This window comes from Bdellovibrionota bacterium (assembly GCA_040386775.1).
Taxonomy (GTDB): Bacteria; Bdellovibrionota; Bdellovibrionia; order Bdellovibrionales; family JAEYZS01; genus JAEYZS01.
Map to the genome: position 1 here is coordinate 19,759 of JAZKEU010000015.1, position 25,170 is coordinate 44,928.

A 25,170-nucleotide genomic window follows, 5' to 3' on the forward strand; every position below is an offset into this window, starting at 1 on the left:
TTGCCACCTTACAGAATGACACATACTGTAGAGAAATTAGATTACCTTTAGATAAAGATCAGAGAAAAGATCAGAGGAAAAGATGAAAACTAAAATGTTAAGCCCATCTATAATGGATTTTGCACTTAAGAATTTTGCGGCTACCAAGCCAAACACATTGATTAATGCATTGGCAGTTGTTGCGGGAAGTTTCTTGATTGTACTGAGTGCTCAAATCTACATTCCGCTTCCGTTCACTCCGGTTCCGATCACAGCACAGACATTGTCTGTGCTTTTGGTAGGTTCATTGTTAGGCTCAAAGAGAGCTCCGCTTTCGGTTTTACTTTATGTTCTTTATGGGGCCTTAGGTTTTCCTGTTTTTTCTGAAAATTCTGGTGGTATGCAAGTGCTAATGGGTGCAACTGGCGGATACATTTTTGGTTTTATTTTAGCAGGATACGTTGTTGGAAAATTCACGGAAATGGCTTGGGACAAGTCTTTGGGCAAAAGTTTAATTGCAATGACGGTTGCTCAATTATTAATTTTTGTTCCCGGCTTATTATGGCTAGGACAATTTGTAGGGTATGCAAATGTTTTAGAGCAAGGTTTCTATCCCTTCATTATTGGTGGAATAATAAAAACACTGCTTGCGGGTTCCAGCTCGGTTCTGGCTTGGACTCTCATTAAAAAACTTTCACCTAAGGTATAAAATGGCAAATTTAATTGATTCAAAAATGCCAGCGTTGCAACAAGAGCAGGCCAAAAAAATTCTTATCGAATTAAAAGTTGATAATCTAAAAGTTCACTTTGATGCAAAATCAAATCTACTTGTTTTCGAAAGAGACAGAAGAGTTGTGAGCGTCCCTGTAAAATTAATCGAAGAAAATCTCTGGTCAGATATCCGGTTTTTATTTAGAGCTACATTGAATTCTCAGAATTCACTCTGGAATAGAGCCGCTGATGACAATGACTGGTCCGGAAAAAATCATTACGACGAATAAACAAAGGAGAAATTTAATGGCGTTTGAATTACCAAAATTACCTTACGAAAAAAATGCTTTAGAGCCGCATATATCAGCAGAGACGTTGGATTTTCACCATGGAAAGCATCACAATGCTTACGTGGTAAAGCTCAATGAACTTGCTAAGGGTACCAAATATGAAACTATGAGTTTAGAAGAAGTGATCAAAAACTCTGAAGGACCGATTTTCAACCAAGCTGCTCAAATTTGGAATCATACTTTCTATTGGCATTGCTTATCACCAAAAGGTGGCGGCAAACCAACGGGTAAATTGGCAGAAAAAATCGATTCAACATTTGGATCCTTTGAAAAATTCAAAGAGCAGTTCACCAACACATCGGTAGGAACATTCGGTTCAGGGTGGGGATGGCTCGCGCAGGATGCTGCTGGAAATTTAAAAATCATTTCTACATCCAACGCGCAACTTCCAATGACCCAAGGGTTAACGGCGCTGTTAACTTGTGATGTTTGGGAACATGCTTATTACATTGATTATAGAAATGCTCGCCCAAAATATGTTGAAGCTTTTTGGAATTTAGTTAACTGGGATTTTGTTTCTAAAAACATGAAGTAGTATGACTGTCGCCACGTATGGGCGACAATCCGTTATTTTAAATTTTTAAAAGATTCCGTTGCGCGAATAAGAGCGTCGGTGATGGCGGGTTCATCTACAGCATGACCCGCAAGAACAGGTTCAAATCTTGCTTCAGGCCAAGCTTTATGAAGATCCCAAGCATTCTTGAATGGACATACCATATCGTATCTTCCATGCACAATGACGGAAGGGATATGTCTGATTTTATAAACATCTTCAATCAATTGATTGTCTGTTTTCCACCAACAACCATTGATAAAGTAATGGGCTTCAATGCGCGCAAGTGACAGCGCCATATGATCACTACCAAAAGTATCTATAGCTGCTTGATCGGGAATTAATTTGATTGTCGATCCTTCCCAAACGCTCCAGGCTTTTGCGGCTTTTAATCTTTCGGTTTCATTATTGCTCGTTAATTTTTTGTAGTAGGCGGTGAGCATATCGGTGCGCTCTGCTTCGGGAATGACTTCAATATATTTTTCCCAAAAATCAGGAAACACATGATGGGCGCCAAATTGATAGAACCAATTGATTTCTTCTTTTCTACATAAGAAAATTCCTCTTATAACTAACCCTGTTACGGATGTGGGGTGAGTTTCGGCGTAAGCTAAAGCTAGGGTTGATCCCCAAGATCCGCCAAATACGAGCCATTTTGAAATTTCTAGATGTTCCCTAATTCTTTCGATATCAGCTACTAAATCCCAAGTCGTATTTTGTTTAAGTTCAGCGTGTGGAGTAGATTTTCCGGCGCCCCGTTGATCAAATAAAACTATACGGTAATGTTTTGGATCAAAATACCGTCTGTGCTTTGCAGATATGCCAGCACCAGGTCCTCCATGAAGGAATACAACAGGTTGACCCTTTGGATTCCCACACTCTTCAATATAAAGTTCATGAATATCAGAAACTTTTAATCTAAATGTATTATAAGGCTCAATCTCCGGAAAAACATTGTAAGTCATAAAAATCCTTTATGTGTTTAATCTGTCGAGTAATGGTCCTGAGATGGCGATTACGCTGGATCTCGGGATTGTACCTTCGCCGTCTGGCCAGCTACTCGTGTAGCCATTTTCTTCTGACGAAGAATTTCCTGGATGCTGTACTGATAAAAATAATGTTTTAAAATCAGGGGAAAAGCAAGGACCTGCAAATTCAGCATCCACGGGACAAGATGCAACCTGGTAAACGACGCCTTTGTCTTCTCCTGATGTAGGGATATAAAAGAGTCCATTGTTACCAAAGCCTTTGTAAGGAAAATCTCCGATGAGCTTTTCACTTATGTCTGAAGTGACCCAGAGATTTCCTTTTTTATCTATAGCAAAATTATCAGGGCAAGACATTCCAGCATCAGGCCCGCATTCGAGCCATTTGTAAGACTTGAATTTGAGAGATGCTGGATCTTGATTTTCTTCGTCTATGGCTAGAATATATCCGTGGGCATCAAGACGTTTTTGATTGTTCGTGCAAGCAATAAGAACAGTGTTTGTTTCCGGCAAGATATCAATGTCTTCTGGGCGATTGAGTGGCGTGGCATCCAGCATTTTTGCAGCAGTACGAGTTTGTACCAAGAGATCTGTGAGATCTTTAAATTTACCTTTTAATTTAGGATTATCTAGCGTGAGAGGTCTCCACGTTCCCGTTTCCATGTGTGCAACATAAAGAGTTCCTTTGTCCAAGCTTCCCTTTTCATCAGAAATAAATTTATAGAGATGTTCATCCTCAGCATCATCTCCGGTGTAGACAACAGTTCTGCCGTCCTTTGCAAGAATGGGTTTTGCGCATTCGTGAGCCATTCTTCCCATGGTTAAATGTTTTTTTGCTTTACCAGTCAAAGGATCAACTTCAACTACCCAGCCATAATGTTCTGGATCGTAATCAAAGTGTTTGTCCCATCCGTATTTTGAGGTATCAAGTTTGAATCTTAAACCATTTTTATATTCGTACTCGCCATAATAATCGTCATAATTTTCTTCGCATGAAAGAATTGTATTCCAAGGAGTAACACCGCCAGAACAATTTGCAAGGGTGCCTATGGCAGATTTCTTACCTTGGATTGTGGCATTCACAAAGGGAATCTCTGTTTGACCAGAAATTCTGCGGTTGTATTTCGAATCTTTGACGAGTTGCCATTGATTGTTGATTTTTTTGATATGGATTAAGCTTCCGCCAACATTTTTTTGCTCTTGGATAATTTGATCTTTTGTTTTCTTCGAAGATTTTCTTTCTTTATGAATCAAGTAAGGAGTTGGGAATTCGTTATTGACCCACATAATACCTTCGTCAGCTTTTTCTTCGAGGGGAATAAAAGCTATAAAATCATTATTCATTCCAAAGAATTCAGATTTGTTAATTGGATCTTTCCATGAAATCAACTTGTGATATTCCAGACCAGTGCTCAAGATAACTTTATCTTCCATTGAAGGTTCAATAGATGGAATATTAGGGTTTAAGTTTCTTTTGATTTTTGTCGTGGCGCAACCTGTGAGTAGGTTTGCTATTAATCCAGAAGAGGTGAGGGCGATTGCTGTTATACCTGTATTCTTTAGGAAGTCTCTTCTCGTTGGATGCATGATTTTTCTACTCACGTAAAGTATATCTCCTGGAATATTTGATCTTTAGGAACACCTTTCGAAGTTAAAATTTCTTTTACTTCCTTAATCATGTCATTCCCACCGCAAATATAATAATCGGCAAGTGTCCAATCATAATTTTGAGGAAGTTCCTTTAAGTAATGAGTAACACGGCCTTTAAATCCATTCCAGTTAGGGTTTGGTTGGGAAACCGTAGGTATGTATTCAAACTTGGAGTCTTTGCTGAAGTTGTGCTGATATAGAATTTCGTCGGAGGTGCGCACACCAAATAAGCAAACTCCCCGCGAAGGATGTTCTTTTTGAAATTTTTCAGATTCAATCATAGACACATACGGAGCAATGCCTGTCCCTGTAGAAATAAAAAATGGGAATCTAGGTTTAGCGGTTTTATAAACGAATTTCCCGTATGGTCCTGAGAGATCTACAAAATCGTTTACCTTCAGTGCTTTTAAAAAGTTTGTCCCTTTTCCTTCTTCCACATACTTCACACAAAGAGTTACGACTTTGTTTTCTGGAGGAGACAGAATCGAATAAGCTCTAGATAATAGTTTTTCGGGGTTTTCTGGGTCTTTGAATTTAACCATTATAAATTGACCAGCTTCAAAATTAAAAGTCTCGGTGTCCAATTGAAAATCAATTTCAAAAACTGTGGGGGTTATAAATTCGTTGCGGAGAACTTTGCCTTTAAACTTCAAGACTGCCATAGCTGTAAATCCTTTTTAATCAGAAGTTTTATAATAGGTAGGACTATGCTTTTTGTCCATAAAGTGTTAGCATAATGACAAGGCGTTCGTACGCCCAGGAAGGAGGTGATGCCCATGATCAGTCATAATGACATTACATGGGCAGTAAAGACGATTTCATGTGAGGTGATTCTAGCTTAATTGCTAGATCATTTATCCTTGAGGTCAGATTTACTGCCTCTAAGGGCGGGGGAAACCCCGCCCTTAACTTTTTTGCACTCCCTCCAACTTTTCCTATAGTTTTTGAATGTATATGGTATATAGCTCCCTTCATGAAATTTGAGGGCAGTAGTGATTATTGATAGAATTTTAACCGACATTCAAAATAAGGGTTTTTCGGTTCAAGAACATATCTTTGCTAAGGAAGACCTTTTAAGTCTCAAAACCGACATCTTAAATGCGTATCATAATAATTCTCTTGCAGAATACTCTCTAAAAGCAGCCGGGATTGGTAAAAATGCCGATCTCCAAAAAAATATCCGGGGAGATCAAATACATTGGCTACAAAAAGAACACTTAAGTTCTACACAAGAAATAGTTTGGGATTTTTTAGAAACACTTAAAGTCCATTTTAATCAGAACTTGTTTTTTGGTCTTAAGGGTTTTGAGACTCACGTTACAGTTTATCCGGTAAATACATTTTATAAAAAGCACATTGATCAATTCAGGCTCACAGGACAAGGAATGGAATCCATCGACTCTAAGTTTCGAAAAATTTCATTTATTCTTTATCTCAATGAGGATTGGGAGCAGTCAGATGGTGGAGAATTAAGACTTTTTGATTTCAATGATCAAGAAAAAGAGATCACGACAGTCCTTCCACAATTTGGACGAGGAGTATTTTTTTTGAGTGAAGATTTTCCGCATGAAGTTTTAGAAACTCGGCGCGAGCGGGTCTCGATGACAGGCTGGTTTTATCAATGAGAAATTTTTCTAGCTTCTTGTGAAAAAACAATGTGCGCCAGAAGGCAATGTCTTGTCTGTTTTATCCAATACCACCAATTCTTCCGCAATATATTCACCCTTATAATTTTCGCAAACTTGCGTGAGTAAATTTTTAAGCGCCAGGGGCGTATAACCTTGAGAGTGCGAACTCAATTGAATAAAGCTAAAATTATCATCCATCAGTTGTTTGATATCATCGAGAAGGGGAATCATATGTTCTTCGATCTTCCAAACTTCATTTTTAGCACCACGACCAAAACTAGGAGGGTCTAAGATTATACCGTGGTACTTAGATCCTCTGCGAACTTCCTTTTGAACAAACTTTGCAGCATCATCCACGATCCAGCGAACGGGTTTTCCGGCGAGGCCCGTCTTGTCAGCATTTTCTTTTGCCCAAGCGACAGAAGTTTTTGAAGCATCCAAATGCACAACCTCAGCGCCGGCCTTGAGTGCGCTCACGGTTGCGCCACCAGTGTAGGCAAATAAATTTAAAAACTTGAATTCCGATTGTTTTGCTAGAGCTTTTTTAATGATGTTTTGAATCTTAAGCCATTGAGGAATTTGTTCCACAAATACACCCAAGTGACCGAAACTTGTGAGCTTCATAATCATTTGAATATCATTGAATTGCACGGTGAAGGGAGCTTCAATTTTCTTATTTTTAATTTTCCATTCGCCCTTACCATTAGAATATCTCTCATAGTGAGCATCAGCTTGAGACATCCAATCGTCGAGACTAAGGTCCGGCTTCCAAACAGCTTGAGGAGAGGGACGGACCACCTTAAAGGGGCCCACCTGTTCCAATTTTTGGAAATTACCACTGTCTAACAATTTATACATAAAAGCACCCTAACATTGGACCATAGAAAAGACAAACAGGACTCACCCAAACCCCCAAAATAACCGAAAAAATACAAACACCAGATCCCAAAAAAAAAGATCTGACGGCCACGAAGGCCGCAAGACACGGGGGTTCGGGGCAAGCCCCGATTACCAGGATGTACAAATCCTGTAAGGAGCACGAGTGAACCTAAAAGCCAGTAAAATTCTTTGGGAAAACATTTTCAAATTTCACAAGTCCGAACAAAAGACAAAGATCGCTTTCCTAAAAAGCATTCCTTTCTTTTCAAGATTGACCAGAAAGCAGTTGGAAGAAGTTTCCCATATCCTCCATGAAAGAATTTACGAAAAAGATGAGTTTATCTTTGAAATGAATCAACCGGGCGCCGCACTTTTCTTGATCCAAGAAGGGGAAGTGAGCATCGAAGCGAAGACCAATGAAACAGATTTTACCCAGATTGCAATCTTGAAAGATCAATCTTTTTTTGGAGAGCTTGCGCTTTTAGATGAGTCACCAAGATCAGCATCGGCGAGATCGGTAATAAGAACTCATGCTTGGGCACTTTTTAGAAGTGATCTTTTAAAGCTTTCAGAATCTAGACCAGATATTGCGTGTGAAATATATAAAATCTTAGCCAACATGATTGGTGAAAGACTTAAAACTACAAACAAACTTCTCAAATCTGAAGATAGCAAAAAGGTCGCATAATCTATGAAGTTCAATCGTGAGCAAAGAGCCTTAATATTTAAAACAATCAGTGGTTTGATTATTGCCGGTGTTTTGATAGCACTTTTGATTTCGTTAAAGCAATTGATACTGCCAATGATTGTTGGTGCATTGTTAGCGTATCTTTGTAAACCTCTTCTTGGAATGTTTAAGTACCACTGGCTTCCTGAGGGAATCCGCGTTTTTGGGCTGATTAGTTTTTTTGTTGGATTTTTATTTTTATCCATTTGGGTGGTAAGATCGAGCATGCCAGATGAAGTGAAGAAGTTAGAGCTTCTTACGCGCATGCAGTACAAATTCAATGAAAAAATAGACTCCTATTTAGAAGTAAATAAACCTAAAGACGAAAGAAGCTTTGTTGTTAATCTTTTGAACGATGAAGTGATGCCGTTGGTAGTAGATGTGAATAACTATCTGACGTTGAACGCTGCTCAACAAGGTGCTTTCATAGAATTTTATGAAAAAAAACTAATTGAAGATAAATACTATAAGTACTTCTTAAAAAATATTGATCACAAAGAAATGGACGAAAAAAGAGAAATTTCATCTGTAGCAGGAAAAGACGAAGTGAAGTCATTTACACTTTCACGAGTGATGAATGTATTTTCGATTTGGATCATTATGCCGCTCATCTTTGTATTCTTGTTATTTGATAAAGGCGATATCCAAAGATACTTCGTGAATTTCATTCCGAACAGATACTTTGAATTGACGTTGACCGTATTTGAGCAAGTGAATTTAGCGATTGGACGTTATTTGAGAGGAACCTTGATTGAATGTGCTCTGGTGGGAGCTTCGATTTTTGCAGGTCTTATATTGATTGGCATTGAGATTAAGGCTGCATTTTTGATTTCTGTAATTGCAGGATTGACGAACGCGATTCCTTTTTTGGGAACGGTGGTGGGCTGTGTGGTGGGGCTTGCGTACGCGATGATTGCAGAGGGTGTGACACCGATTCTTCCATTCATTACGGCAGATGATTTGATGATTGGAATTATTGTTACGATGATGATAGCGCATTTCTTAGACAATGCGATTTTCCAACCGGTGGTGGTAGGGTCAGCGGTGAGCTTACATCCGATTGTGATTATTCTAGGAATCGTGGGCGGATCACTTTTGTTTGGCTTTGCGGGTATTTTATTAGCGATTCCCACTATTGTCGTTATAAAAGTTTCCACAGAGACACTATTCAAAGGTTTAAAAGACTATTACATAATTTAAAACACGCCCAGAAAAGGCGCCTTCGGAGAAAACATGGCAGCATCGCTCTTGATTGAAAAAATTAAAATGTATAGGAATGTTCTATATGCTTTCTATTTTTTCAACGTACTTTCTGTTATTTCTGGAATTGTTTTGAGCGTCAGCCTTTACCGCAAAATGGATGAAGTGCATTGGGAATTGATAGCAATTGCTGTAGGAACAATTCTCTTTGGTATTGTGCTTCCGTATTTTTATGTTCTAAAAATCAAACAAAGAATTTTACAGTTGCGAATAGAGGTCGAAAAACAAGTGCAGACTTGGGTGCAAGGTTGGTTTGAAACCTACCGTGAATTCGGAGAAGAATCTTTTCAAAAATCTGAATTCTGGCTAAAAATCGTAATGCTTTCCGTAGAACAACTTTCACATTACAGTACACATCCTGCCGTTTATATGGGCGCCGAAATCTCAAGAATCGTAAGAACAGAATTAGACAAACAAAAAAACCGACCAAAAGGCGCTTAACGTTTTTTTGGTGTCGCTTTTGGCAATTCTAGATTTGGACCCAGCCGGTGAGGGCGCCTTGCATGGCTTTTTCGAAGGGTAAATTAATTTCCTCGACTTGGCTTCTGTTTACAAAAATCGAAAATCCTCCCATTTGATAACTCATGGGTACAAATACGGTGACAAGCTCATCATCATTGATACCTTTGGGCATATTTTTTAAATTTGAAACTGTCATAAATCCTACAAGTTTAAATTTTTGAGGAGCATCCTTAGAAGGGAAGTGCACGACGACAGTTTTTCCACGGGCGGCGTTATTTTTAGGATTTAAATAATCGGCTAAACTTTTCAAAGCATTAAAAATAGCACCTATTCCTGGTATGCGAGCCATCAAGCTCTGAATAAAATTATTGATGGATTTTGCGATCAAGAACTCAGACGTAATTCCTACGATAAAAATAATCGAAGCGCCGATGATCAACCCAAATCCTGAGGGAAGCTCTAACTCAGGATTTAAGGTTTTTAAAATTCTACCAAAAACTCCATCAATACTTCCGGCAAGCCAGATTAAAACATAAATACTTACAAAAAGAGGAAGTAGAACCAGTGCTCCTCTCAAAAAGATCTGTCCAATATTTTTCATGCTAAAGCTCGATTGTTTAGGTTCCATTATTTAGGTTCCATGTTTTGATTGCTCATAATTTTCTAATTTTTTTCCTCTAGTGTCTAAAGTCTTTTCTACCATGATTCTAAAAACATTTTCCATACTTTGTTGAATTTCTTTGGATTCGATCACGCCAAGAGCTCTGGCGATGGCTTCTATGGTGGAAACGCCTTCTTCTTTGATTTTTCTTCGGAGATAAAAAATTCCCGACGAAGCATCACTTAGCTTCACATGCTGTACATTTTTTAAGAAAGGTTCACGTCTGGCCACTCGTTTTGCTTGTCTCCAGCTGCCATCAGGAACAATCAATTGAACTTTTCCGCCTAAGGATTGTACAAGCTCTGGAGTGAGGGGGGCGGATTCTTCCGACGGATAAAGGTACAGGGGCGTAAATCCGCTCTGCAAAATTTGGCTTTCCACCAGTGGGTTTTCGATGAGTCCACGATAATGTACGCTGCTGTTTTTGAGCATAAAATGAGCAATTCGCGCCGTATTTGTAGTCGTAACAAGCTCTCGGTAGTGCATCAACACCGTCACAGGAGTGCTATTGTTGTGTGCGATCAAATGTGAGCAGATGCAATGAGTGTCTTTCATTCGACATTTGTCGCACCTGTTGCCTTTATTGGCTTTACGGCTCATACCAAAATTTATAGCACTACTGAGGTATGAAAACAAAGAGGGAATATGGACTTTTGTAGGGAGCGCGGAAAATATATTTCATTAGTAATAATAGAAGGTTATCTTTAATAAACAAGGAATACGACATCATGATAGAGACACTTTTAACGATATTTTTTTTGCTGATAGCAGGTCACGCTGTTGGTGATTTTGCAATCCAAACAGACTGGGTTGCTTACAATAAGAACAGGCATACTAAAGACAATATGTCTCTTGAAACCAAAGGTAAAATCGAACAAGTGTGGCCATGGGTACTCAGTGCCCACTCTTTACATCACGGTTTGATCGTATTCTTGATAACGCAAAGAATTTGGCTCGGGCTGGCAGAAACGGTTGTTCACTGGGTTACTGACTACGGAAAGTCTGAAGGTTGGTACGGATTCCATGTGGATCAAATTCTACACGTCACAGCTAAAGTTGCTTGGATCGCACTTCTGTACTATCAAGTGGTTTAGAACCTAGATATAACTACTATCAAATAGTTTAAGATAGTCACTGGAAAATATTTTCTGTTCGTATACGAACAGAAAACCACAAGGCCGATTGTATCGGCCGCGTTAGCTTGGAGAAAACATGGTAAATCCTTTCAAAAAATCAACCGCGGGTGCGGACATATACATCGATTTAGGAACTGCTAACACTCTAGTGGTAGCTCTTGGTAAAGGCCTTATCGTAAACGAACCTTCTGTCGTGGCTTACAAAGACATGAATGGAAAAAAGAAAATCTTAGCAGTAGGAGCAGATGCAAAAGAAAAAATGGGCCGTGCTCCAGGCAATATGATTGTCACTCATCCACTCGTAGACGGTGTTATTGCAGATCTTGATGTCACAGAGACAATGCTAAAATATTTTCTTCAGAAACCAGGCGTTGTTAAATTTTATAAAAAACCAGAAGTTGTTATTTCTCTTCCTTACGGCGTGACCGATGTCGAGAAGAAAGCCTGTATCCAGGCTGGAATTTCTGCGGGTGCAAAGAAAGTTTATCTCATAGATGAACCCATGGCTTCTGCTGTAGGAGCAGGACTGAAAGTGGAGCAACCCAAAGCCAGCATGATCATTGATATTGGTGGCGGTACAACTGAAGTTGCTGTGATTTCATTATTTGGTATCGTACACTGTGAAGCGGTAAGAGTGGGTGGCCACGCGTTTGATAGAGATATCGTCAACTATGTGAAAAGAAATTTCAATTTGATCATTGGTGATCAAACAGCAGAAAAAGTAAAGCTTGCCGTGGGTACGGCGTTAACGGATCGTCCGGAGTTAAAAACCACAATCAAAGGTATCGATGCAGCGACAGGTTTACCAAAGTCCATCGAAATTTCTTCTTTTGATATCAGTAAAGCCATGAATAATTCTCTTTCTACGATTGTAGATGCGGTTCATAAGACTCTAGAGAATATTCCTCCGGAATTGGTCTCAGACATAATTCAAGATGGAATTGTGCTCGCAGGTGGCGGAGCACTTATTCGTGACTTGGACGAGCGTTTACGTCGCGAGGTGAGAGTTCCTATTCAATTGGCAGCGGAGCCTCTCTTGACTATCGCTAAAGGTGGCGAGATGATTATTGGTTCGAAGGACTTTCTGAATAGGGTAATGATTTAATCGTTAGCTTTCCGATGTCTCTCATAGAGTCTTCGCTTCTGAATCCATCCACGTCTTTATCAAACTCCGAATCATTCACAGTCCAAGTGAGCTGAAGAGTTCCCATATTGTGAACTTCTTTGGCCTTTGCTTCCTCTGGTTGTTTGATTCTTTCGACATCAAGCTCATGACGGATCCAATGCTTTGTGTTTTTAACTTGATGGATGCAAGCTATCTTAGAAAATGCGAGTTTCTTTTTGATAGATTTAAATTGGTAAACACCATCAGCGGCTAGTCTTATAGTTGGAGCGATATCTGAGTTTAAGAAAAGATCGCAGGTGAGATCGGGATTGGTTTTGCCGTTGAGATCCACTTGGATGATGCCGGTGTAAACGCGTTCGTCGGGTTTGAGCTTATCGAAATTGATTTCTTGTTTGGTGGGTGTAGAGCAGGCGCCTAGAATTAAAGTGAGTGATAATAACGATAGTATTTTAAGCATAAGCATCCTCCGCGATTAAGAGGATGCTATTGAATTGAGAGGGAGTCGTCAATAAGGATGATATTAAGTTTATTCCTTAGCTTTTGTACTGGCAGGTGGAACTTGTGATGCTGGCACTAAGCGACCATTTTGGATATTGTTTAAGTTCACTTCAGTGTACTTAACAAAGATTTCACCACCAGGGACTCTTTTGATATTGAGTTCTGGGCTAAGAACGATCTCTTGGTTTTCAATGTTGTAGCTCCATCCAGTTTGATCTCTTGGGATGATTTGTCTTTCAGTGTTAGCAGGGTTTCCATAAGAAACTTGGATGCTATTTGAATCAGGGATAAATTGAATTGGAATTCTTTGTGAGCCCACTTGATTCACTAATCTTTCACCAAGTTCTGCAAGATCATCACCGAATGAATTAGAACATAAGTCTGCAACAGTACCTTGAGCTATATTCATTAAATCAGGGAATCTAGATTGTGGGCCAGAGCCATCAAGTCTACAGCTAAGCTTATCTACTTTTGAACTGGGAAGAGCGGCAGCGATCAAGATTTTATTTTCATTTCCACCTTTTGCTGCTTTTAATTTTTCGTAGAACTCATATGCATTCTCACCAGGAGTTACATCATCAGCATCTGTTAAGAAGATCACAACAAGGAAGGCATCCTTTTCATAGAATCCAGCATTTACCGAATTATTTAAATTATCATCTGAAATGATTTTTAAAACAGGAGAGAAAGATTCTTCAGCTTCTGGGCCCCACTGAGTGCCGATAGCAACAGTGTTCTTTAAAACATTTTTCGCATCAAGAGTATCGCGTGTGATGAAAGGAGCGCCGGTAATCACTTGGCCGTTAGCATCTTTTAAAGGAACTAACACTCCATTATTTTGTACCATAATGCGTGGACCTACTTTAGTTACTCTTTTTCCATTTATAGTTTCGTTGTAAGTGTAGTCTTGTTTAGAATCGTTTAAGTACTTACTGTCGTATACCGGAACTATACCAATCTTGAAGTCAATTCTAGGATTATGAAAGAACTTATCCGCAAATCTATCGATGTTTTGTTTTAATTTTGTTTGATGAGCATCCATAGATTGAGAGTTATCTACTACGAATAAGATATTTACTTTTGGATCCCCAGTACTTTCAACTCTAGGAGCAACCTGGTCCACAACCTTATGTTGTTCTGGAGGAGCTTGCATTCTGGGGTTGCCTTTTTTGCTACAAGCCGTTGCCGCAAATAATGCAGTCGCTAGCACGGTAAGGGTTACTAAATGTGATCTCATGACTTGCCTCCGGCAGTTGGGCACTTATTGGTTTTTACTTCGTATTTACCGATTTCATCTAACCAAACTTCGCCACTTTCTTGCTCGTCAGGGAATACAAGAATGTCAGCTGATTTTCTTTTATCGAATTTCAATTTTTCTGGTTTTTCTTTTTCGTACACGAAGGATCTTTGAGCTACTTCAACTTCGATGATTTTCATTTTCTTAAGGTTCTTAGAAATTTCTTCTAAGTCTTTTTGAGCTAAAGCTTTCATTCTAGTATTAGTCATCTTCTTTGCTTCTCTTTGAATAAATCTTGGAAGTTTAGTTAAGTCTTTACCTAATTGTTCGCCACGAGTGATATCGCCTTTAGATAATTTTTGTACCCAAGTGTTAACGAATTCTGAATTTGGGTTTTGTACGATGGCTTCCAAAGCTTCAACTCTCGGGAGCATTTCTGCTTTATAAAGAGCAATTTTGTCGAACGCTGATTTGTAGTCACAAATTTTTAAATCCACAAAAGCGCTAAGAACGTATGTTTCCGGACCGATGTAAGGAGAGAATACCGCATTGAAAGTTGATTTTAATGCACCGATGGCTGAGTTGTAGTCTTGTTTTCTAGTGTAAGCCCAAGCTTTTTCTTCTACTGATTCTACCCAGAAGTCTGAGTCTTTGGAGATTTGTTCGTATTTGGCAATGGCTTTATCTAGTTCATTTTTTTCATAAAGCTTTCTAGCTTGATTTAGAATCACTAAATCTTCGGCTTTCGAAGCAGCTTCTGCGAACCTCATGGAGGTTCCGGCAATTGCTAGTCCGATTAGAATGTAAATTACAAAAGCTTTAATCATATATTTTCCCAACAGTTTTGTTTAAAGCAAAATTCCGATCGCAAACATACCTTGGATATTATTCTGACGTCGACTTTGGATGCCGTAAGATTCTAGGCCCATTAAGTCTTCGTAAGTTTCGTATCGACCTTCAAGACGAGCTGAAAAGTTTTGTGTTACCCAAACTCCCATACCTACGCCTGCTGTCAGAACGTCTGAATCACCAGAAGCCAATTTCATTTTACCGAATCCAGCTAAAGTGTAGATATCGAAGTGAGCTACGCTCATATCAAAAAGATTTAGTTTTCCGTAGATAGGTGAGTAACTGAAAGTTAAAAGTCCAACGTCTTCGGGATTATCGATTCCAGCCACCAGCTGTGATGAAGCCGCGTCTTGGTTTTGCGCTGCTCTCACGGTGTCGTACTGTGTTTTACCTTCGCTGGTCAATTCATTGAAATAATGTTGGTATCTGATACCCATCGCAAATCTTGGGCTAAAGTGGAATTCTAACATTCCGCCAAGGTGCTGAGTTGTTACATAACTATCGCCACCTGCATTGTATCCATAAGAACCTCCGATTTCGAATCTGTTATAAAGATCCACGATTCTATTTTGTACGATACGTACTTTTTTATCTTGATCCATTTGCTTTACGCGTTCAGCGAAAACTTTATTGTCGCCGAGGGTATCGAAATCTTTCTTCAGAGATTTCGGTGCAGCGTATGCAGACAATGAAACAGATACTGTTAGGATGGATAATAAAAGCTTTTTCATGACTTTTTCCCTGTGCTAGGTTTTGGTTGTTGAGTTTGAACTTCTACGGCTTTCTTTTCAGCAGCTACTTTCGCTGCGGCTGCTTTTTCTTCTTGAGCTTTTTTCTTTGCTTCTGCATCAGCCGCTGCTTTTTCCGCGGCCGCTTTCTTTTTAGCTTCTAACTCAGCTGATTTTTTCTCGGCCTCAGCTTTTGCAAGCGCCGCTTTCTCTTCTTTAGCTTTTAAATCTGCTGCTGCCTTTTCTTCTTTGGCTTTTTGATCAGCATCGGCTTTAGCTTTTGCTGCAGCTTCACAACCTGAGATATCGATTTCGAATTGTTCTGATAGAGTAGAATCTTTGCTTGCGTTGCCGAGAGTTGCCTTAGCCGTCAACTTTAATAAAGTTGATTTTTGACCATTTGCTTTTGCATTACAAGAAGGAGTCCAAGAGATATTAAATGATTCTGAGTTGCTATCTGACCCTAATGAAGTGATTGTCTTAGTACCAGATAAGTTAGCGATTTGTGATTCTGCTTTTACTAAGCTAACTACTGATTGGCCATCAGTGCTTGAGATTTTTAGGTCGATTGAGTTAGATTCACCAGCTTTTACTTTTCTATTTGCACTTAATAATTCGATTTTAGCTGGTTGAGCAGTATATTTTGCATCTAAACATTCTTCAATCATTATAGAACGGTCAGCTACGCTCACTACTAGAATATTTAGGCACAATCTTACTCCTGAAGAATTTGGATCGATTTTGCCTTTTCTATCTTTATCTTGAGGTAATTTTGACATGTCCATGATGTAGAAGAATCTAAAGTTACCGCCACCTTCGTGAACTGGTTTTAAATTTGGATTTTCGTCAATTAATCTATGAGCTGAAGCAGTGAAGGCTTCTGTATTATCATAAGGTACTGGTGGGAATGACATTCTTGGTAAGCCTGTATCAACATAGTTTGGATCATTTACGACTACTGAAAATTGAAGATCTTTTCCTTCTACTGCATTAACGTTTAAACCTGTAATCGATTTGATTTGAGGAGCTTTTAAGTTTCTGCTTACTGTGAACACTAGGTCTTTTGTTTGTTCCGTTAATCTTCCTGCTACTTTTGCACTTACTGAAACTTGGAAGTCTGTTCTTTCTAGAGCGTTTGATTTAGGAGTCCAAGTGAGTAAGAAAGAGTTTCCCGATTTTCTAACTTCAGGTTGGTTATCGCCAGCGAAGTTTAAGATGTTTAAGTCTACGTCTTGAATTTTATTTTTTGATCCTACTTGCACAACATCTACTTTAACGCTGCCTTTTTTATTTACTACGAATGTTCCATAAGTTTTTTCAGTAGTTCCGCCTACGATAATCTTGAACATTGGAACTTCAACTTGCTGAATCTCCGATTTTTCGTCATGCTTAGGCACCAGCTTCACATCTTTGTAGTCCTTTAACGGATCTGAAGACTGTCCTGCGCAGGCGACGAGGGCCACTGTTACAGCTGCCTTTAGAGAGTTACGGAATATTAAACCAACAACGTTCTTCATAAATGCTCCTTCTTACGAACCAACACGTCGTAAGACGAATGGATAATTAACTTTTACTACAACTCCACCGCGTGGATTTGGGAATTTCCAAGTTTTAAGTCTGCCAGTAATGCAGCCTTCAACTTGTTTTGAATGCAAACTTGTATTTGTGATATCTGCTGATGAAACATAACCATTTGCCGCGATAAAGAATTTCATAGATACGCGACCTGATAATTTTGGATTTGTTTGTAAACCTTGTTCGTAACAGTATCTGATTTCACCTTCATGTCTTTTGATAACTGCATCAACTTCGTTTTTGTCCAATCCACCTTCGATAAGGGCTTCAGACTTGACCGGTTGGAAGAATGAACCTGCGGAACCTACAAGAGATAATTGTCCGTAACCAGCTTGACCGCCACCAGCGCCTTTTGTTCCATAACCGCCAGCACCGTTCGCTCTTTGACCAGCACCGAGTGGAGCTGCAACTAAACCTTTTCCGTAGATGGATTGTTGCATTCCGCCGCTACCTTGATTTCCACCGCGACCGATGCCTTTTGATGTTGCAACGTTATTTAAATTCAATCCACCTTTTTGCGGGCTTTTATTTAAAGAACCTAAAGCTCCCAGAGCTCCCATTTGGTTGATCGACATTTCATTCGTTGTGACTTTAACAGCTTTTCTTGGAGTTGCAGTTCTTGCTACACGTGGAGTAGATCTTTTGTTGGAAGCTTTCACTACTTGTTGCTTTGGCATTTTCTGTCTTTGTCTTGGCTGAACCACCGCTTTTTTCATTTCTTCCGGACGTTCAACGATCTCGACCACTCTTACTTCTTGTAAATCAGGTTTGATAAAGTGAGCCACGATCATTAATAGAACAAGTAAGGCAGAAGCGGTTGCTCCGATGTATTTTAGAGATAACAAGAAGAAAGGTTTTGTGTCGTCTTCAGAGTGAGCAGTAGAAGGGGAAACTGTATTGATATCATTTGTAAATCTTAATGTACCCACTTGCGCGATTTTTACAGCTTTCTTTTGTACGTCAGCTTTTTTTACTTTTTCGATGACCGTGTATTCAACGTGATCCAAGTCTAAAGCCTCAAGATCATCTGTAGCTTCGATTCTTCTTGAGTCGTGTCTATAAATCACACTCATACTGCCGTTACCTTGCCAGTCGATAACTCTAACAACTTGACCCAATTTGTTCTCAAGAACAAATTTGCTTTCTTCCGTGTTATTTTTCTTCAAGTTTGTTTTCATAGTATTACCTTAAGCTTTCTGATCTTTCGATACGGTCTTTGAAGTTCTTTCTAACTCCAATAAGATCGTCGAGAGATTTATCATTTTCTACCGTCGTAATCGCTTCCGTTGAAAAATTGTATTTACCGCCAACCGTGCGATCATCGAAATCTAAATTTGTGCTGAGCTTTTTCTTAGGCGCCTGAGTCTGTGATTGCTTTTGTTTTTTTTTAGCATCTCTCTGTGTCGCCGCATCCGCGTCTTTAACCACAAAGATCGTAGCCATAAAAAGGAGGGCAAATGCCAATGCTAAAGTTTTCAAATTAACGTCCTCCTGTTTTGAGCTCAGCAAGTCTCGCATCTAAGTAAGCAACCATGGGGCCACGATTAAGGCGAGTTTCAATATCTTTCATTTTTTCTAAGTAGCCAGAATCAAATGGATTTTTAGAAACCTGTGTTCTTACAGATGCCAACTCTTGTGACAATTTTTGTCTTTGTTGCCATTTTTTTGTCAACGTTAGAGCTGAGTAATTCAAGCGCTTAGCAACTTGATTCACGGCTTTTAATTCTTCTTGCGCCAGTTTGTAGCCTGGAGAGTTGCTTTGAGTTGATACATCCATGATGTCTAAGATCGATGAGTCTTCTTTGTTGTTCCAAAGTTCATCTGTTTTGCTGAGGAGGTCCTTAGATTTTTGATTGTAAGGAGCCACTTGGTCTTCTATGAGTTTTTTGTATTGCGTTCTTTGTTGAGCTTTTAAACCCTTGGGCATGGGTAGTCTTAAGATGTCACTGGCAAGGCGTCTATTTTCAAAACTTAAATTAGATAATGCCACCAGCTGCAGAGTAAAATCTTTAAGTCTAATGGCTCTATCGGCATGTCTTTCCAATCGTGAAATGAGGTTTAATCTCTCAGCGATAGAGCTTCTTAAATTCTTCGGTCCGCTACTTCTGAGACGGTGTTGAGACAAATTATTGACTTCTTTTTGCATTTCTTTAAGAGCGTCGATTCTTTCTAGTAACTGACCTTCAAATGTATTGCTAGATCCTCTTTTCGAGAGCATTTCGCGCTTTAATGAGTCAGATTTTTTCTCCTCAAAGGCGAGCATTCCGGCTTGCATATAAAGTTTGATATTTCCCGCTAAGATTCCGTCGTATTTATTGAAAGCTTTGTTTTTGTTCTTAGCCAATCTTACTAGACTGTAAGCCACGTCTTGCCTTTGAGCTTTATTGTTCGAGATATCAAGGAATTCTTCGTAATATCTTGTAGGATTTTGTTCTGCCAGTTCAGACAACATTCCCAATTTCAATACGTGTTCGTCTATGTTCTTTTTATCAGGACTGATTCTTTTGAGAGTTGCGAGGGCATTCTTGAAATCCATCTTCATCTCAAAAGCCCAAGCGAGTTGAGTTAGGGCTTCGTTCTTTTCTGATGGTGATGCGCTTTTTTCTTTAAGAGTTAGGTTTGAAGAGGCGATAAGGGCATCAAGATTTTTTACTTTGTAAGCGATAAGCGTTCGGTGCTTGTAATAGCTAATTTTCTCAGTATTTGTAGCCTTTGATAAATCCGTTTTTGAAAGCTTTAAGTAATGCTTTTCTAATTCAGATTCGGATTTAGAACTGTTGATGGCTTTTGCGGCTTGGTTCAATGTTGATTTTCTAGCGATGGCCAAGAATTCTAATTTTCTCTTTGGCAATTTTTGTGCGTATTCGTAAGCCCATTCCTCTAATTTTTCATCTTCTTTTAAGATCACTAAAGTATCCAGACTGAGATCTGCGGCCTTGTCCTTGATACTTTGTGGTCCTTTTTTATCGGAAAGAGCGATGTCTTTGAATTTCTTTGCAGCATTGGCGTGATCGCCTTTTTCAAGTAAAACTTGAGCAATTTGATACTCGACTTCGAGAGCTTTTTCACCGTTTGGATTTAAATTCAAGTATTGCACATAAGCGGCGTCTCGGAGTTCGATGATTTTCGCAAGTTCTGCGACTTCGATGGAGCCGAGAAGAGATCCTTCGAAGATTTTTGTGATGCTTTTGTCTTGTGTTTTTAGATCTTTATTATTCTTATACTCATGTGAAAGCTCGGCAGAATTTTTATAGAATTTGAATGCATCAGCGTATTGCTTTCTTTTTTGTGCGGCAATACCTGCCCAGTAGTTGATTTCGATATCAGGGAAGCTTGAGGTATAAACCTTATATGCGTTGATCAAATGTTCGGAAGGAGTTCTTTCTTCGGCTTGACCCCAGTCAGTGATCAACTTTCTCAATAATTGTTCTAATGCTTTGCAATTTGTTTCGCTTTCACAGTCTTCAACTAACATTTTTGCGGCGATTTGGATTTCTTTTACAGTTTCTGGTTTTTTGTTTAGATCATATTGAATTCTTGCGATTTTAATTTGGCCTTCGATTTTCTCATCGCCTTTTTGTTTGTTGTTTCCGATGATAGCCCAAACTTGAAGTGAGCTTTTCTTTTTACCAGCGCGATCGAGTTCGTTTGCAAGATACGTTAAGTTTCCTTCTTTAATGTTTGCAGGAGTGAGTTCAATCAATGTCTCGATATCTTGTGCATTGATGTCTTTTCTAGCTAGGAATGTCGCGAGATCTCTTGATGATTCTTCTTGGAATGAAGAGTCCTGGCTGCCGTCAGGTCTTTTGAAGGTATTTGGGTCTCTTAAAAGAGCAATCATAAGTTGAATGGCTTTATTTGTATTGCCAGCGTGGAATTCACCCCAAGCTATTCTGTATTTTGCGTATCCGCGTCTCTGAGCTTTTGGAATTGCTAATGCGGATTGGAAGTGGCTTAAAGATTTTTTGAAATTTCCGGCGTTGTATTCGTGGTCACCAGCTTCGATAAAAGCTTCGGCAACAACCTCTGCATCATAATGTTTTCTGTTTTTAATAATTTGTTCAAATAGCGATTTTGATTTTTTAGATTCGCCTAAAAGTTGGTGAAGGTGAGCTCTTTGGAGAAGAATAAGTCCTTGAGTTTTCTTTCCCGCTTTTGCAAATGATTTTTCATATAGACCTAGCGCAATTTTTCTATCGGACTGAATTTCTTTACTGTAAGTGGCTTCGCCTTTTCCTTCATTTTCCATAGCATACATTCGGGCTCTTTCAGAGTGGAGATCGGCAAGTCGGATAAGCATATTTTGTTTGTTTGCAGTTTCTTCGGTAAAGCCCACGATTTGAGTTAGTTTACTGATAAGACTTGTATGTGAATCCAAATCCATCTTATCCGCAATAGCAGGTACCGCGAATGATAATGATAAGATAAGAGCAACAAGTTTAGTCATGGTTTACGTCCTTCATCTGATTCCGTACTCATAAACTTTTGAGTACGGATACTTTTATTGTGCCGTCTATTTTTTATTCTGCGGCATCGCTGCAAATTTATACTGATTAAATCCTGCAGATCCACCCGCGCGGATTACGGGGCTTAACAGTGCGAAATCCAATTGTCTGTCGGCTTGGATAATCAGAGAATTTTTAACATCATCGGTATCTTTTTCTTTTGATTTTTTAGCTTCGATTAATTTTCCGATCAAATTTTCTAATTTAACTTCTTTTTCATCTACAAAAATTCTATTGCCTTCTATTTTCACTACCGTACCCATAGTCATCATTTCGGTTTGAGTGGCGTTGGGCAATTGAATGTGTTTTGACAGATTCACGTTTTGAGCATCGCCGCTATAGTTGGATAATAGGAAGATCACAAGAATTGAGAAAGCATCGATTAGAGCCGTGAGGTTTAAAGAGAACACCATGTTGTGTTTCTTTATTCCGCCACCTTTAGATTTGATAGCTCCTTGGCTAGCAATCGGGCCTCTAAGACTATGATTTTTTAAAACACTTTGTGATGACATAAGTTCCTCAGTATTCAGTTAGTTAGGAGTCGCAACAGCGACTGCTGCTTAAAGCGGTGAAAGTCCAACGTCTTTAATGTTTGCACCTTTTAATGAATCCATGATTTGGATAATGCTGTCGTAAGATGTGTTACTTGATGGCATCAAAAGAGCGATTTCAAATCCATGTTTTTCAGAAAGGGATTGAATTCTATTCTTCAGTCCTTCAAGGTTCACTTGACCTTTGTTGCCGGAAACAACTTGGTCACCCAATTTTCCTTTTGTATGTTTGAAAGAAAGTACAACGTTTGATTTTTCATCAACCGTTAGCCAAACCGAAGGAGGATTTTTAGTTTCGGCTTGGCTTTGGCCGCCAAGGGCTTGTGAGGTTTTAATCTGCCCAACTTGAATCCATACTACCGTCATCAACAAAAAACAAATACACACAGAGAGAACGTCGAATACTGGTAGTAAATTTAATTCTACATCGAGAGATTTTTTATTTTGTCCGCCTACAAAGCCCATCTTTATACTTCCTATGCTTGTTTCAGTAGTCGCATTAGCCGACTACTGGTTTAAAAATTCTTAAAGATTATTTAAGGATACGTTTCTTAGTTACTGGCTCATATCCGTAGCTCAACCAGTTGAAGATCATTAATGAGCTTTGGTTGATATCTTCTTGTAAAGATGTCGCTCTGTTTTGGTAAACGGCGTACATAACAAGAGCCGGGATAGCCATCAAGAGACCATATGCCGTTGCATACATCGCCATTGAAATACCTTGAGATAATAAAGTCGCTTTTTCGATTGGGTTTGAATTCGCAACCGCCGTGAAAGAATCGATCAGACCAATGATTGTACCTAATAGACCAGCAAGGGTACCGATATTACCAATTGCGGCTAGGAATCCTGTTCTTTTTTCTAATAATGAATTCTCAGACAATAATACTTCATCCATTTTAGATTGGATTTCTTCTTTTCCACCCATATCGATTGCGGCTTGTACACCGGCCTCAACTACTCGACCCAATGTGTGTGATTGACCTAGAGTTTTTGCTCTGCTCAATACGGTTGTCATATTTCCTTTTTTAATGTCGGATTCAAAAGACTTAGCTAATTTTTTGTTGTTCAGTCCACGCTTCATATATAGAGCTTGAAATCTTTCCGCGATAATTGCTAAAGATACGATTTGTCCTGTGAAGATGATCCACATAACAAAACCACCGTGCTCGAACGCTTTTCCAATATTTGTAATGAAATCCATTTTATCCTCTCTCGTTTCAGCAGCCGCTTGAGCGACTCCTAAGTGTGTATTAATGTTTAGACCTAACTTAAATGGAATAGGTCCATCGGATACCTTATGAGCAAGGCCGGTGCCAGGTCCTAGGTCGTATAGTTTTGAGACAGGCAAAATTTGGATGAAGAAATTCTATCCACCAGGGACCAAAAACGTCACGAACTCAAACGGTCACAACAATGTTGCAACAAATGGTGGTTTTGAGTCATTCAAGTGAATAACTCGCTATAAAGATATCTTTGAGTTTTTGTGGCGGCGTCTCATTTAATACATATAATATAAAATATACTTTACTTTAATACGATATAATATAAAATAAAGTTTATAAGGAGTATTGTATGTATACACCAAATAAAGCGAAAGAAGCCTTAAAAGAATTGGGAGGGCATATTCGCATGGCTCGCAAAAGACGTCTTTGGACGATTGCGGAACTTTCACAAAAGGTTGGTGTATCGTCTCCAACAATCATTTCTTTGGAAAAAGGGGAGTCCACTGTCAGTGTTGGAGTTCTTGTTTCAGCGCTTTGGACTCTTGGTTTAGATGCAGAACTTCGTGCTCTAACAACTTTGAACGATGTTGAAGGAATTAAGTTGATGAATATGAGACTTCCTGAAAAAGTCCGCACAAAAAAGAAAGCTCTAGATAATGACTTCTAAGGAATGTTTTGTTTACATTCAACTTCCAAACTCGTTTGAAACTGTAACTGTTGGTAAATTCAAGTGGGAAAAAGCAGGTTCTAATTCTGAAGTTGGCACTTTCATTTATGGGCAATCGTATTTGAGAAATCCCAATAGAATTTCACTCGACCCCTTCAATTTGCCACTTGAAGAAAGAGAATTCCAAGTGACCATCAATGAAGGCGTGCATGGACCAATACGTGACGCGAGCCCAGACAGTTGGGGGAGATATGTCATCCAAAAAAATACTCCTCTGGATCAACATGACCCGATGGGATATTTGTTAAATTCTGCTGGCGACAGGATTGGCGCATTATCATTTGGATTTGGAAAAGTGCCTCCGGCACCAGTTCGAATCTTCAATAAAACAATTGATTTAGAAAAATTAATTAAAGCTGCTCATAAACTTGAAAAAGATCAGCCATTGAGCAAAGCTGAAAAAGCGCTGCTCATGGTAGGTCCATCAGCAGGAGGGGCAAGGCCTAAAACAACTGTAGAAAATAACAATAATTTGTGGATTGCTAAATTTCCTGCAGTTGCTGACAAACAGAATTTTTCAAAAATTGAATACGTGACAATGAAGTTTGCTAAAAAGTGTGGTTTGAATGTTCCAGACGTTGATCTTGTCCAGATTGGAGGTCAGGATGTCTTTTTAATTAAGAGATTTGATAGAGTTTATCAAAAATCAAAACAAGATTACTATCGACATCACTTTGTGAGCGGGCTAACACTTCTTAATCTAGATGAAAGAGACTATGCCAACTGGTCTTATATTGATTTTGCAGATCAAATGCGCAGGTGGATTTTAAATCCGTCAAATGACCTGCGAGAGCTTTTTAAGAGAATTGCATTCAACGGTTTAATTTCAAATACAGATGATCATCCCAGAAACCACGGCTTTATTCATACTGGAAATGGCTATAGGCTCTCTCCAGTTTATGATTTAGTCCCTAAACCTGAAGCTGGAACTACTCGTTACTTAGCGATGCCATTTGGAGATCAAGGTAAAGTATTTATTTTCGAAAATTTGATTTCCAGATCGGATGCATTCGGTTTATCTAGAGAAGAAGCTACGTTAATTTATAAAAAATTAAAGTCAAATATTTCAAATTGGCGATCATTTTACAGTGCAAACGGATTGGCATCTTCAGATATGGAGTATCTCGAAAATTCTTTTAATCATTGGAAAACGCTTTAAAAAATTT

General features: G+C 39.0%; 28 protein-coding genes. 11 read left to right on the forward strand and 17 right to left on the reverse strand.

Going from position 1 to position 25,170, the window contains the following annotated elements:
* Positions 1-82 precede the first annotated feature (82 nt).
* From V4596_08845 to V4596_08855, 3 genes are read left to right on the forward strand one after another with little or no spacing between them, the layout of a single operon-like run.
* Positions 83-688, forward strand: a complete 606-nt coding sequence (locus tag V4596_08845) for a biotin transporter BioY (protein MES2769240.1) — start codon at positions 83-85, stop codon at positions 686-688.
* A 1-nt stretch (position 689) separates the two neighbouring features.
* Positions 690-980, forward strand: coding sequence for a hypothetical protein (locus V4596_08850; GenBank protein ID MES2769241.1), 291 nt, complete (start codon positions 690-692; stop codon positions 978-980).
* A gap of 16 nt (positions 981-996) precedes the next feature.
* Positions 997-1,575 (forward strand): Fe-Mn family superoxide dismutase, encoded by a 579-nt coding sequence (locus V4596_08855; GenBank protein ID MES2769242.1) that lies wholly within the window; start codon positions 997-999, stop codon positions 1,573-1,575.
* A gap of 32 nt (positions 1,576-1,607) precedes the next feature.
* Here the strand turns inward: V4596_08855 and pip are convergent, their stop codons facing one another.
* From pip to V4596_08870, 3 genes are read right to left on the reverse strand one after another with little or no spacing between them, the layout of a single operon-like run.
* Positions 1,608-2,558, reverse strand: a complete 951-nt coding sequence (gene pip / locus V4596_08860; protein MES2769243.1) for a prolyl aminopeptidase — start codon at positions 2,556-2,558, stop codon at positions 1,608-1,610.
* Between the two features lie 9 nt (positions 2,559-2,567).
* Positions 2,568-4,181 (reverse strand): alkaline phosphatase PhoX, encoded by a 1,614-nt coding sequence (locus V4596_08865; GenBank protein ID MES2769244.1) that lies wholly within the window; start codon positions 4,179-4,181, stop codon positions 2,568-2,570.
* On the reverse strand, positions 4,178-4,891 hold the full coding sequence (locus V4596_08870) for an FAD-dependent oxidoreductase (protein ID MES2769245.1): 714 nt from the start codon (positions 4,889-4,891) through the stop codon (positions 4,178-4,180). Before V4596_08870 ends, V4596_08865 begins: the two co-directional genes overlap by 4 nt.
* A gap of 330 nt (positions 4,892-5,221) precedes the next feature.
* Between V4596_08870 and V4596_08875 the strand changes: the two genes are divergently transcribed.
* Complete coding sequence (locus V4596_08875; GenBank protein MES2769246.1) at positions 5,222-5,854, forward strand: 2OG-Fe(II) oxygenase; 633 nt, start codon at positions 5,222-5,224, stop codon at positions 5,852-5,854.
* Positions 5,855-5,863: 9 nt separating this feature from the next.
* Here the strand turns inward: V4596_08875 and V4596_08880 are convergent, their stop codons facing one another.
* The gene (locus V4596_08880; GenBank protein MES2769247.1) at positions 5,864-6,715 is read right to left on the reverse strand and encodes a class I SAM-dependent methyltransferase; all 852 of its coding nucleotides are present in this window, start codon (positions 6,713-6,715) and stop codon (positions 5,864-5,866) included.
* Between the two features lie 184 nt (positions 6,716-6,899).
* Between V4596_08880 and V4596_08885 the strand changes: the two genes are divergently transcribed.
* From V4596_08885 to V4596_08895, 3 genes are read left to right on the forward strand one after another with little or no spacing between them, the layout of a single operon-like run.
* On the forward strand, positions 6,900-7,424 hold the full coding sequence (locus V4596_08885; protein MES2769248.1) for a cyclic nucleotide-binding domain-containing protein: 525 nt from the start codon (positions 6,900-6,902) through the stop codon (positions 7,422-7,424).
* Between the two features lie 3 nt (positions 7,425-7,427).
* Positions 7,428-8,663, forward strand: a complete 1,236-nt coding sequence (locus V4596_08890; protein MES2769249.1) for an AI-2E family transporter — start codon at positions 7,428-7,430, stop codon at positions 8,661-8,663.
* A 33-nt stretch (positions 8,664-8,696) separates the two neighbouring features.
* Complete coding sequence (locus V4596_08895; protein ID MES2769250.1) at positions 8,697-9,164, forward strand: hypothetical protein; 468 nt, start codon at positions 8,697-8,699, stop codon at positions 9,162-9,164.
* A gap of 28 nt (positions 9,165-9,192) precedes the next feature.
* Here V4596_08895 and V4596_08900 read toward each other — a convergent pair whose 3' ends face one another.
* Together V4596_08900 and V4596_08905 are read right to left on the reverse strand one after the other, a co-directional pair.
* Positions 9,193-9,813 carry a DUF502 domain-containing protein gene (locus V4596_08900; protein MES2769251.1) on the reverse strand — a complete coding sequence of 207 codons (621 nt, stop codon included), beginning with the start codon at positions 9,811-9,813 and terminating at the stop codon, positions 9,193-9,195.
* A gap of 3 nt (positions 9,814-9,816) precedes the next feature.
* A complete protein-coding gene (locus V4596_08905) occupies positions 9,817-10,446 on the reverse strand; it encodes a tRNA-uridine aminocarboxypropyltransferase (GenBank protein ID MES2769252.1) in 630 nt (209 codons plus the stop codon).
* Between the two features lie 128 nt (positions 10,447-10,574).
* Here V4596_08905 and V4596_08910 point away from each other — a divergent pair, with 128 nt between their 5' ends.
* Complete coding sequence (locus V4596_08910) at positions 10,575-10,940, forward strand: DUF3307 domain-containing protein (GenBank protein ID MES2769253.1); 366 nt, start codon at positions 10,575-10,577, stop codon at positions 10,938-10,940.
* A 118-nt stretch (positions 10,941-11,058) separates the two neighbouring features.
* Complete coding sequence (locus V4596_08915; protein ID MES2769254.1) at positions 11,059-12,087, forward strand: rod shape-determining protein; 1,029 nt, start codon at positions 11,059-11,061, stop codon at positions 12,085-12,087.
* Here the strand turns inward: V4596_08915 and V4596_08920 are convergent.
* The 11 genes from V4596_08920 to V4596_08970 form a co-directional block, all read right to left on the reverse strand.
* Positions 12,047-12,565: a hypothetical protein gene (locus tag V4596_08920; GenBank protein ID MES2769255.1), complete on the reverse strand. Its 519-nt coding sequence runs from the start codon at positions 12,563-12,565 to the stop codon at positions 12,047-12,049. The genes V4596_08915 and V4596_08920 overlap by 41 nt on opposite strands.
* A gap of 69 nt (positions 12,566-12,634) precedes the next feature.
* Positions 12,635-13,843, reverse strand: a complete 1,209-nt coding sequence (locus V4596_08925) for a hypothetical protein (protein MES2769256.1) — start codon at positions 13,841-13,843, stop codon at positions 12,635-12,637.
* Positions 13,840-14,670: a hypothetical protein gene (locus V4596_08930; protein MES2769257.1), complete on the reverse strand. Its 831-nt coding sequence runs from the start codon at positions 14,668-14,670 to the stop codon at positions 13,840-13,842. The genes V4596_08925 and V4596_08930 overlap by 4 nt, the downstream gene beginning before the upstream one ends.
* 21 nt (positions 14,671-14,691) lie before the next feature.
* Positions 14,692-15,423: an outer membrane beta-barrel domain-containing protein gene (locus V4596_08935; GenBank protein MES2769258.1), complete on the reverse strand. Its 732-nt coding sequence runs from the start codon at positions 15,421-15,423 to the stop codon at positions 14,692-14,694.
* A complete protein-coding gene (locus V4596_08940) occupies positions 15,420-16,937 on the reverse strand; it encodes a hypothetical protein (GenBank protein MES2769259.1) in 1,518 nt (505 codons plus the stop codon). Before V4596_08940 ends, V4596_08935 begins: the two co-directional genes overlap by 4 nt.
* 12 nt (positions 16,938-16,949) lie before the next feature.
* Entirely contained in the window at positions 16,950-18,173 is a 1,224-nt protein-coding gene (locus V4596_08945) for an AgmX/PglI C-terminal domain-containing protein (protein ID MES2769260.1), read from the reverse strand.
* 4 nt (positions 18,174-18,177) lie between these two features.
* Positions 18,178-18,474, reverse strand: a complete 297-nt coding sequence (locus tag V4596_08950) for a hypothetical protein (GenBank protein MES2769261.1) — start codon at positions 18,472-18,474, stop codon at positions 18,178-18,180.
* Position 18,475: 1 nt separating this feature from the next.
* Positions 18,476-21,442 carry a hypothetical protein gene (locus V4596_08955; protein ID MES2769262.1) on the reverse strand — a complete coding sequence of 989 codons (2,967 nt, stop codon included), beginning with the start codon at positions 21,440-21,442 and terminating at the stop codon, positions 18,476-18,478.
* A 66-nt stretch (positions 21,443-21,508) separates the two neighbouring features.
* Positions 21,509-22,012, reverse strand: a complete 504-nt coding sequence (locus V4596_08960) for a biopolymer transporter ExbD (GenBank protein MES2769263.1) — start codon at positions 22,010-22,012, stop codon at positions 21,509-21,511.
* Positions 22,013-22,060: 48 nt separating this feature from the next.
* The gene (locus tag V4596_08965) at positions 22,061-22,516 is read right to left on the reverse strand and encodes a biopolymer transporter ExbD (protein MES2769264.1); all 456 of its coding nucleotides are present in this window, start codon (positions 22,514-22,516) and stop codon (positions 22,061-22,063) included.
* A 67-nt stretch (positions 22,517-22,583) separates the two neighbouring features.
* Entirely contained in the window at positions 22,584-23,255 is a 672-nt protein-coding gene (locus tag V4596_08970) for a MotA/TolQ/ExbB proton channel family protein (protein MES2769265.1), read from the reverse strand.
* A gap of 371 nt (positions 23,256-23,626) precedes the next feature.
* On the opposite strand from V4596_08970, the gene V4596_08975 reads away from it, so the two are divergent.
* Both V4596_08975 and V4596_08980 read left to right on the forward strand, forming a co-directional pair.
* A complete protein-coding gene (locus V4596_08975; GenBank protein MES2769266.1) occupies positions 23,627-23,944 on the forward strand; it encodes a helix-turn-helix domain-containing protein in 318 nt (105 codons plus the stop codon).
* On the forward strand, positions 23,934-25,163 hold the full coding sequence (locus V4596_08980) for a type II toxin-antitoxin system HipA family toxin (protein MES2769267.1): 1,230 nt from the start codon (positions 23,934-23,936) through the stop codon (positions 25,161-25,163). The genes V4596_08975 and V4596_08980 overlap by 11 nt, the downstream gene beginning before the upstream one ends.
* Positions 25,164-25,170: the final 7 nt, after the last annotated feature.

What these genes read in the sequence shown, in the direction of transcription:
- V4596_08935 (MES2769258.1), bottom strand. Translation starts at nt 15,423, where the DNA reads ATGAAAAAGCTTTTATTATCCATCCTAACAGTATCTGTTTCATTGTCT.
- V4596_08945 (MES2769260.1), bottom strand. Translation starts at nt 18,173, where the DNA reads ATGAAAACAAACTTGAAGAAAAATAACACGGAAGAAAGCAAATTTGTT.
- pip (MES2769243.1), bottom strand. Translation starts at nt 2,558, where the DNA reads ATGACTTACAATGTTTTTCCGGAGATTGAGCCTTATAATACATTTAGA.
- V4596_08965 (MES2769264.1), bottom strand. Translation starts at nt 22,516, where the DNA reads ATGGGCTTTGTAGGCGGACAAAATAAAAAATCTCTCGATGTAGAATTA.
- V4596_08915 (MES2769254.1), top strand. Translation starts at nt 11,059, where the DNA reads ATGGTAAATCCTTTCAAAAAATCAACCGCGGGTGCGGACATATACATC.
- V4596_08910 (MES2769253.1), top strand. Translation starts at nt 10,575, where the DNA reads ATGATAGAGACACTTTTAACGATATTTTTTTTGCTGATAGCAGGTCAC.
- V4596_08920 (MES2769255.1), bottom strand. Translation starts at nt 12,565, where the DNA reads ATGCTTAAAATACTATCGTTATTATCACTCACTTTAATTCTAGGCGCC.
- V4596_08855 (MES2769242.1), top strand. Translation starts at nt 997, where the DNA reads ATGGCGTTTGAATTACCAAAATTACCTTACGAAAAAAATGCTTTAGAG.
- V4596_08970 (MES2769265.1), bottom strand. Translation starts at nt 23,255, where the DNA reads ATGGATTTCATTACAAATATTGGAAAAGCGTTCGAGCACGGTGGTTTT.
- V4596_08930 (MES2769257.1), bottom strand. Translation starts at nt 14,670, where the DNA reads ATGATTAAAGCTTTTGTAATTTACATTCTAATCGGACTAGCAATTGCC.
- V4596_08880 (MES2769247.1), bottom strand. Translation starts at nt 6,715, where the DNA reads ATGTATAAATTGTTAGACAGTGGTAATTTCCAAAAATTGGAACAGGTG.
- V4596_08895 (MES2769250.1), top strand. Translation starts at nt 8,697, where the DNA reads ATGGCAGCATCGCTCTTGATTGAAAAAATTAAAATGTATAGGAATGTT.
- V4596_08955 (MES2769262.1), bottom strand. Translation starts at nt 21,442, where the DNA reads ATGACTAAACTTGTTGCTCTTATCTTATCATTATCATTCGCGGTACCT.
- V4596_08980 (MES2769267.1), top strand. Translation starts at nt 23,934, where the DNA reads ATGACTTCTAAGGAATGTTTTGTTTACATTCAACTTCCAAACTCGTTT.
- V4596_08870 (MES2769245.1), bottom strand. Translation starts at nt 4,891, where the DNA reads ATGGCAGTCTTGAAGTTTAAAGGCAAAGTTCTCCGCAACGAATTTATA.
- V4596_08905 (MES2769252.1), bottom strand. Translation starts at nt 10,446, where the DNA reads ATGAGCCGTAAAGCCAATAAAGGCAACAGGTGCGACAAATGTCGAATG.
- V4596_08900 (MES2769251.1), bottom strand. Translation starts at nt 9,813, where the DNA reads ATGGAACCTAAACAATCGAGCTTTAGCATGAAAAATATTGGACAGATC.
- V4596_08850 (MES2769241.1), top strand. Translation starts at nt 690, where the DNA reads ATGGCAAATTTAATTGATTCAAAAATGCCAGCGTTGCAACAAGAGCAG.
- V4596_08890 (MES2769249.1), top strand. Translation starts at nt 7,428, where the DNA reads ATGAAGTTCAATCGTGAGCAAAGAGCCTTAATATTTAAAACAATCAGT.
- V4596_08960 (MES2769263.1), bottom strand. Translation starts at nt 22,012, where the DNA reads ATGTCATCACAAAGTGTTTTAAAAAATCATAGTCTTAGAGGCCCGATT.
- V4596_08845 (MES2769240.1), top strand. Translation starts at nt 83, where the DNA reads ATGAAAACTAAAATGTTAAGCCCATCTATAATGGATTTTGCACTTAAG.
- V4596_08925 (MES2769256.1), bottom strand. Translation starts at nt 13,843, where the DNA reads ATGAGATCACATTTAGTAACCCTTACCGTGCTAGCGACTGCATTATTT.
- V4596_08975 (MES2769266.1), top strand. Translation starts at nt 23,627, where the DNA reads ATGTATACACCAAATAAAGCGAAAGAAGCCTTAAAAGAATTGGGAGGG.
- V4596_08940 (MES2769259.1), bottom strand. Translation starts at nt 16,937, where the DNA reads ATGAAGAACGTTGTTGGTTTAATATTCCGTAACTCTCTAAAGGCAGCT.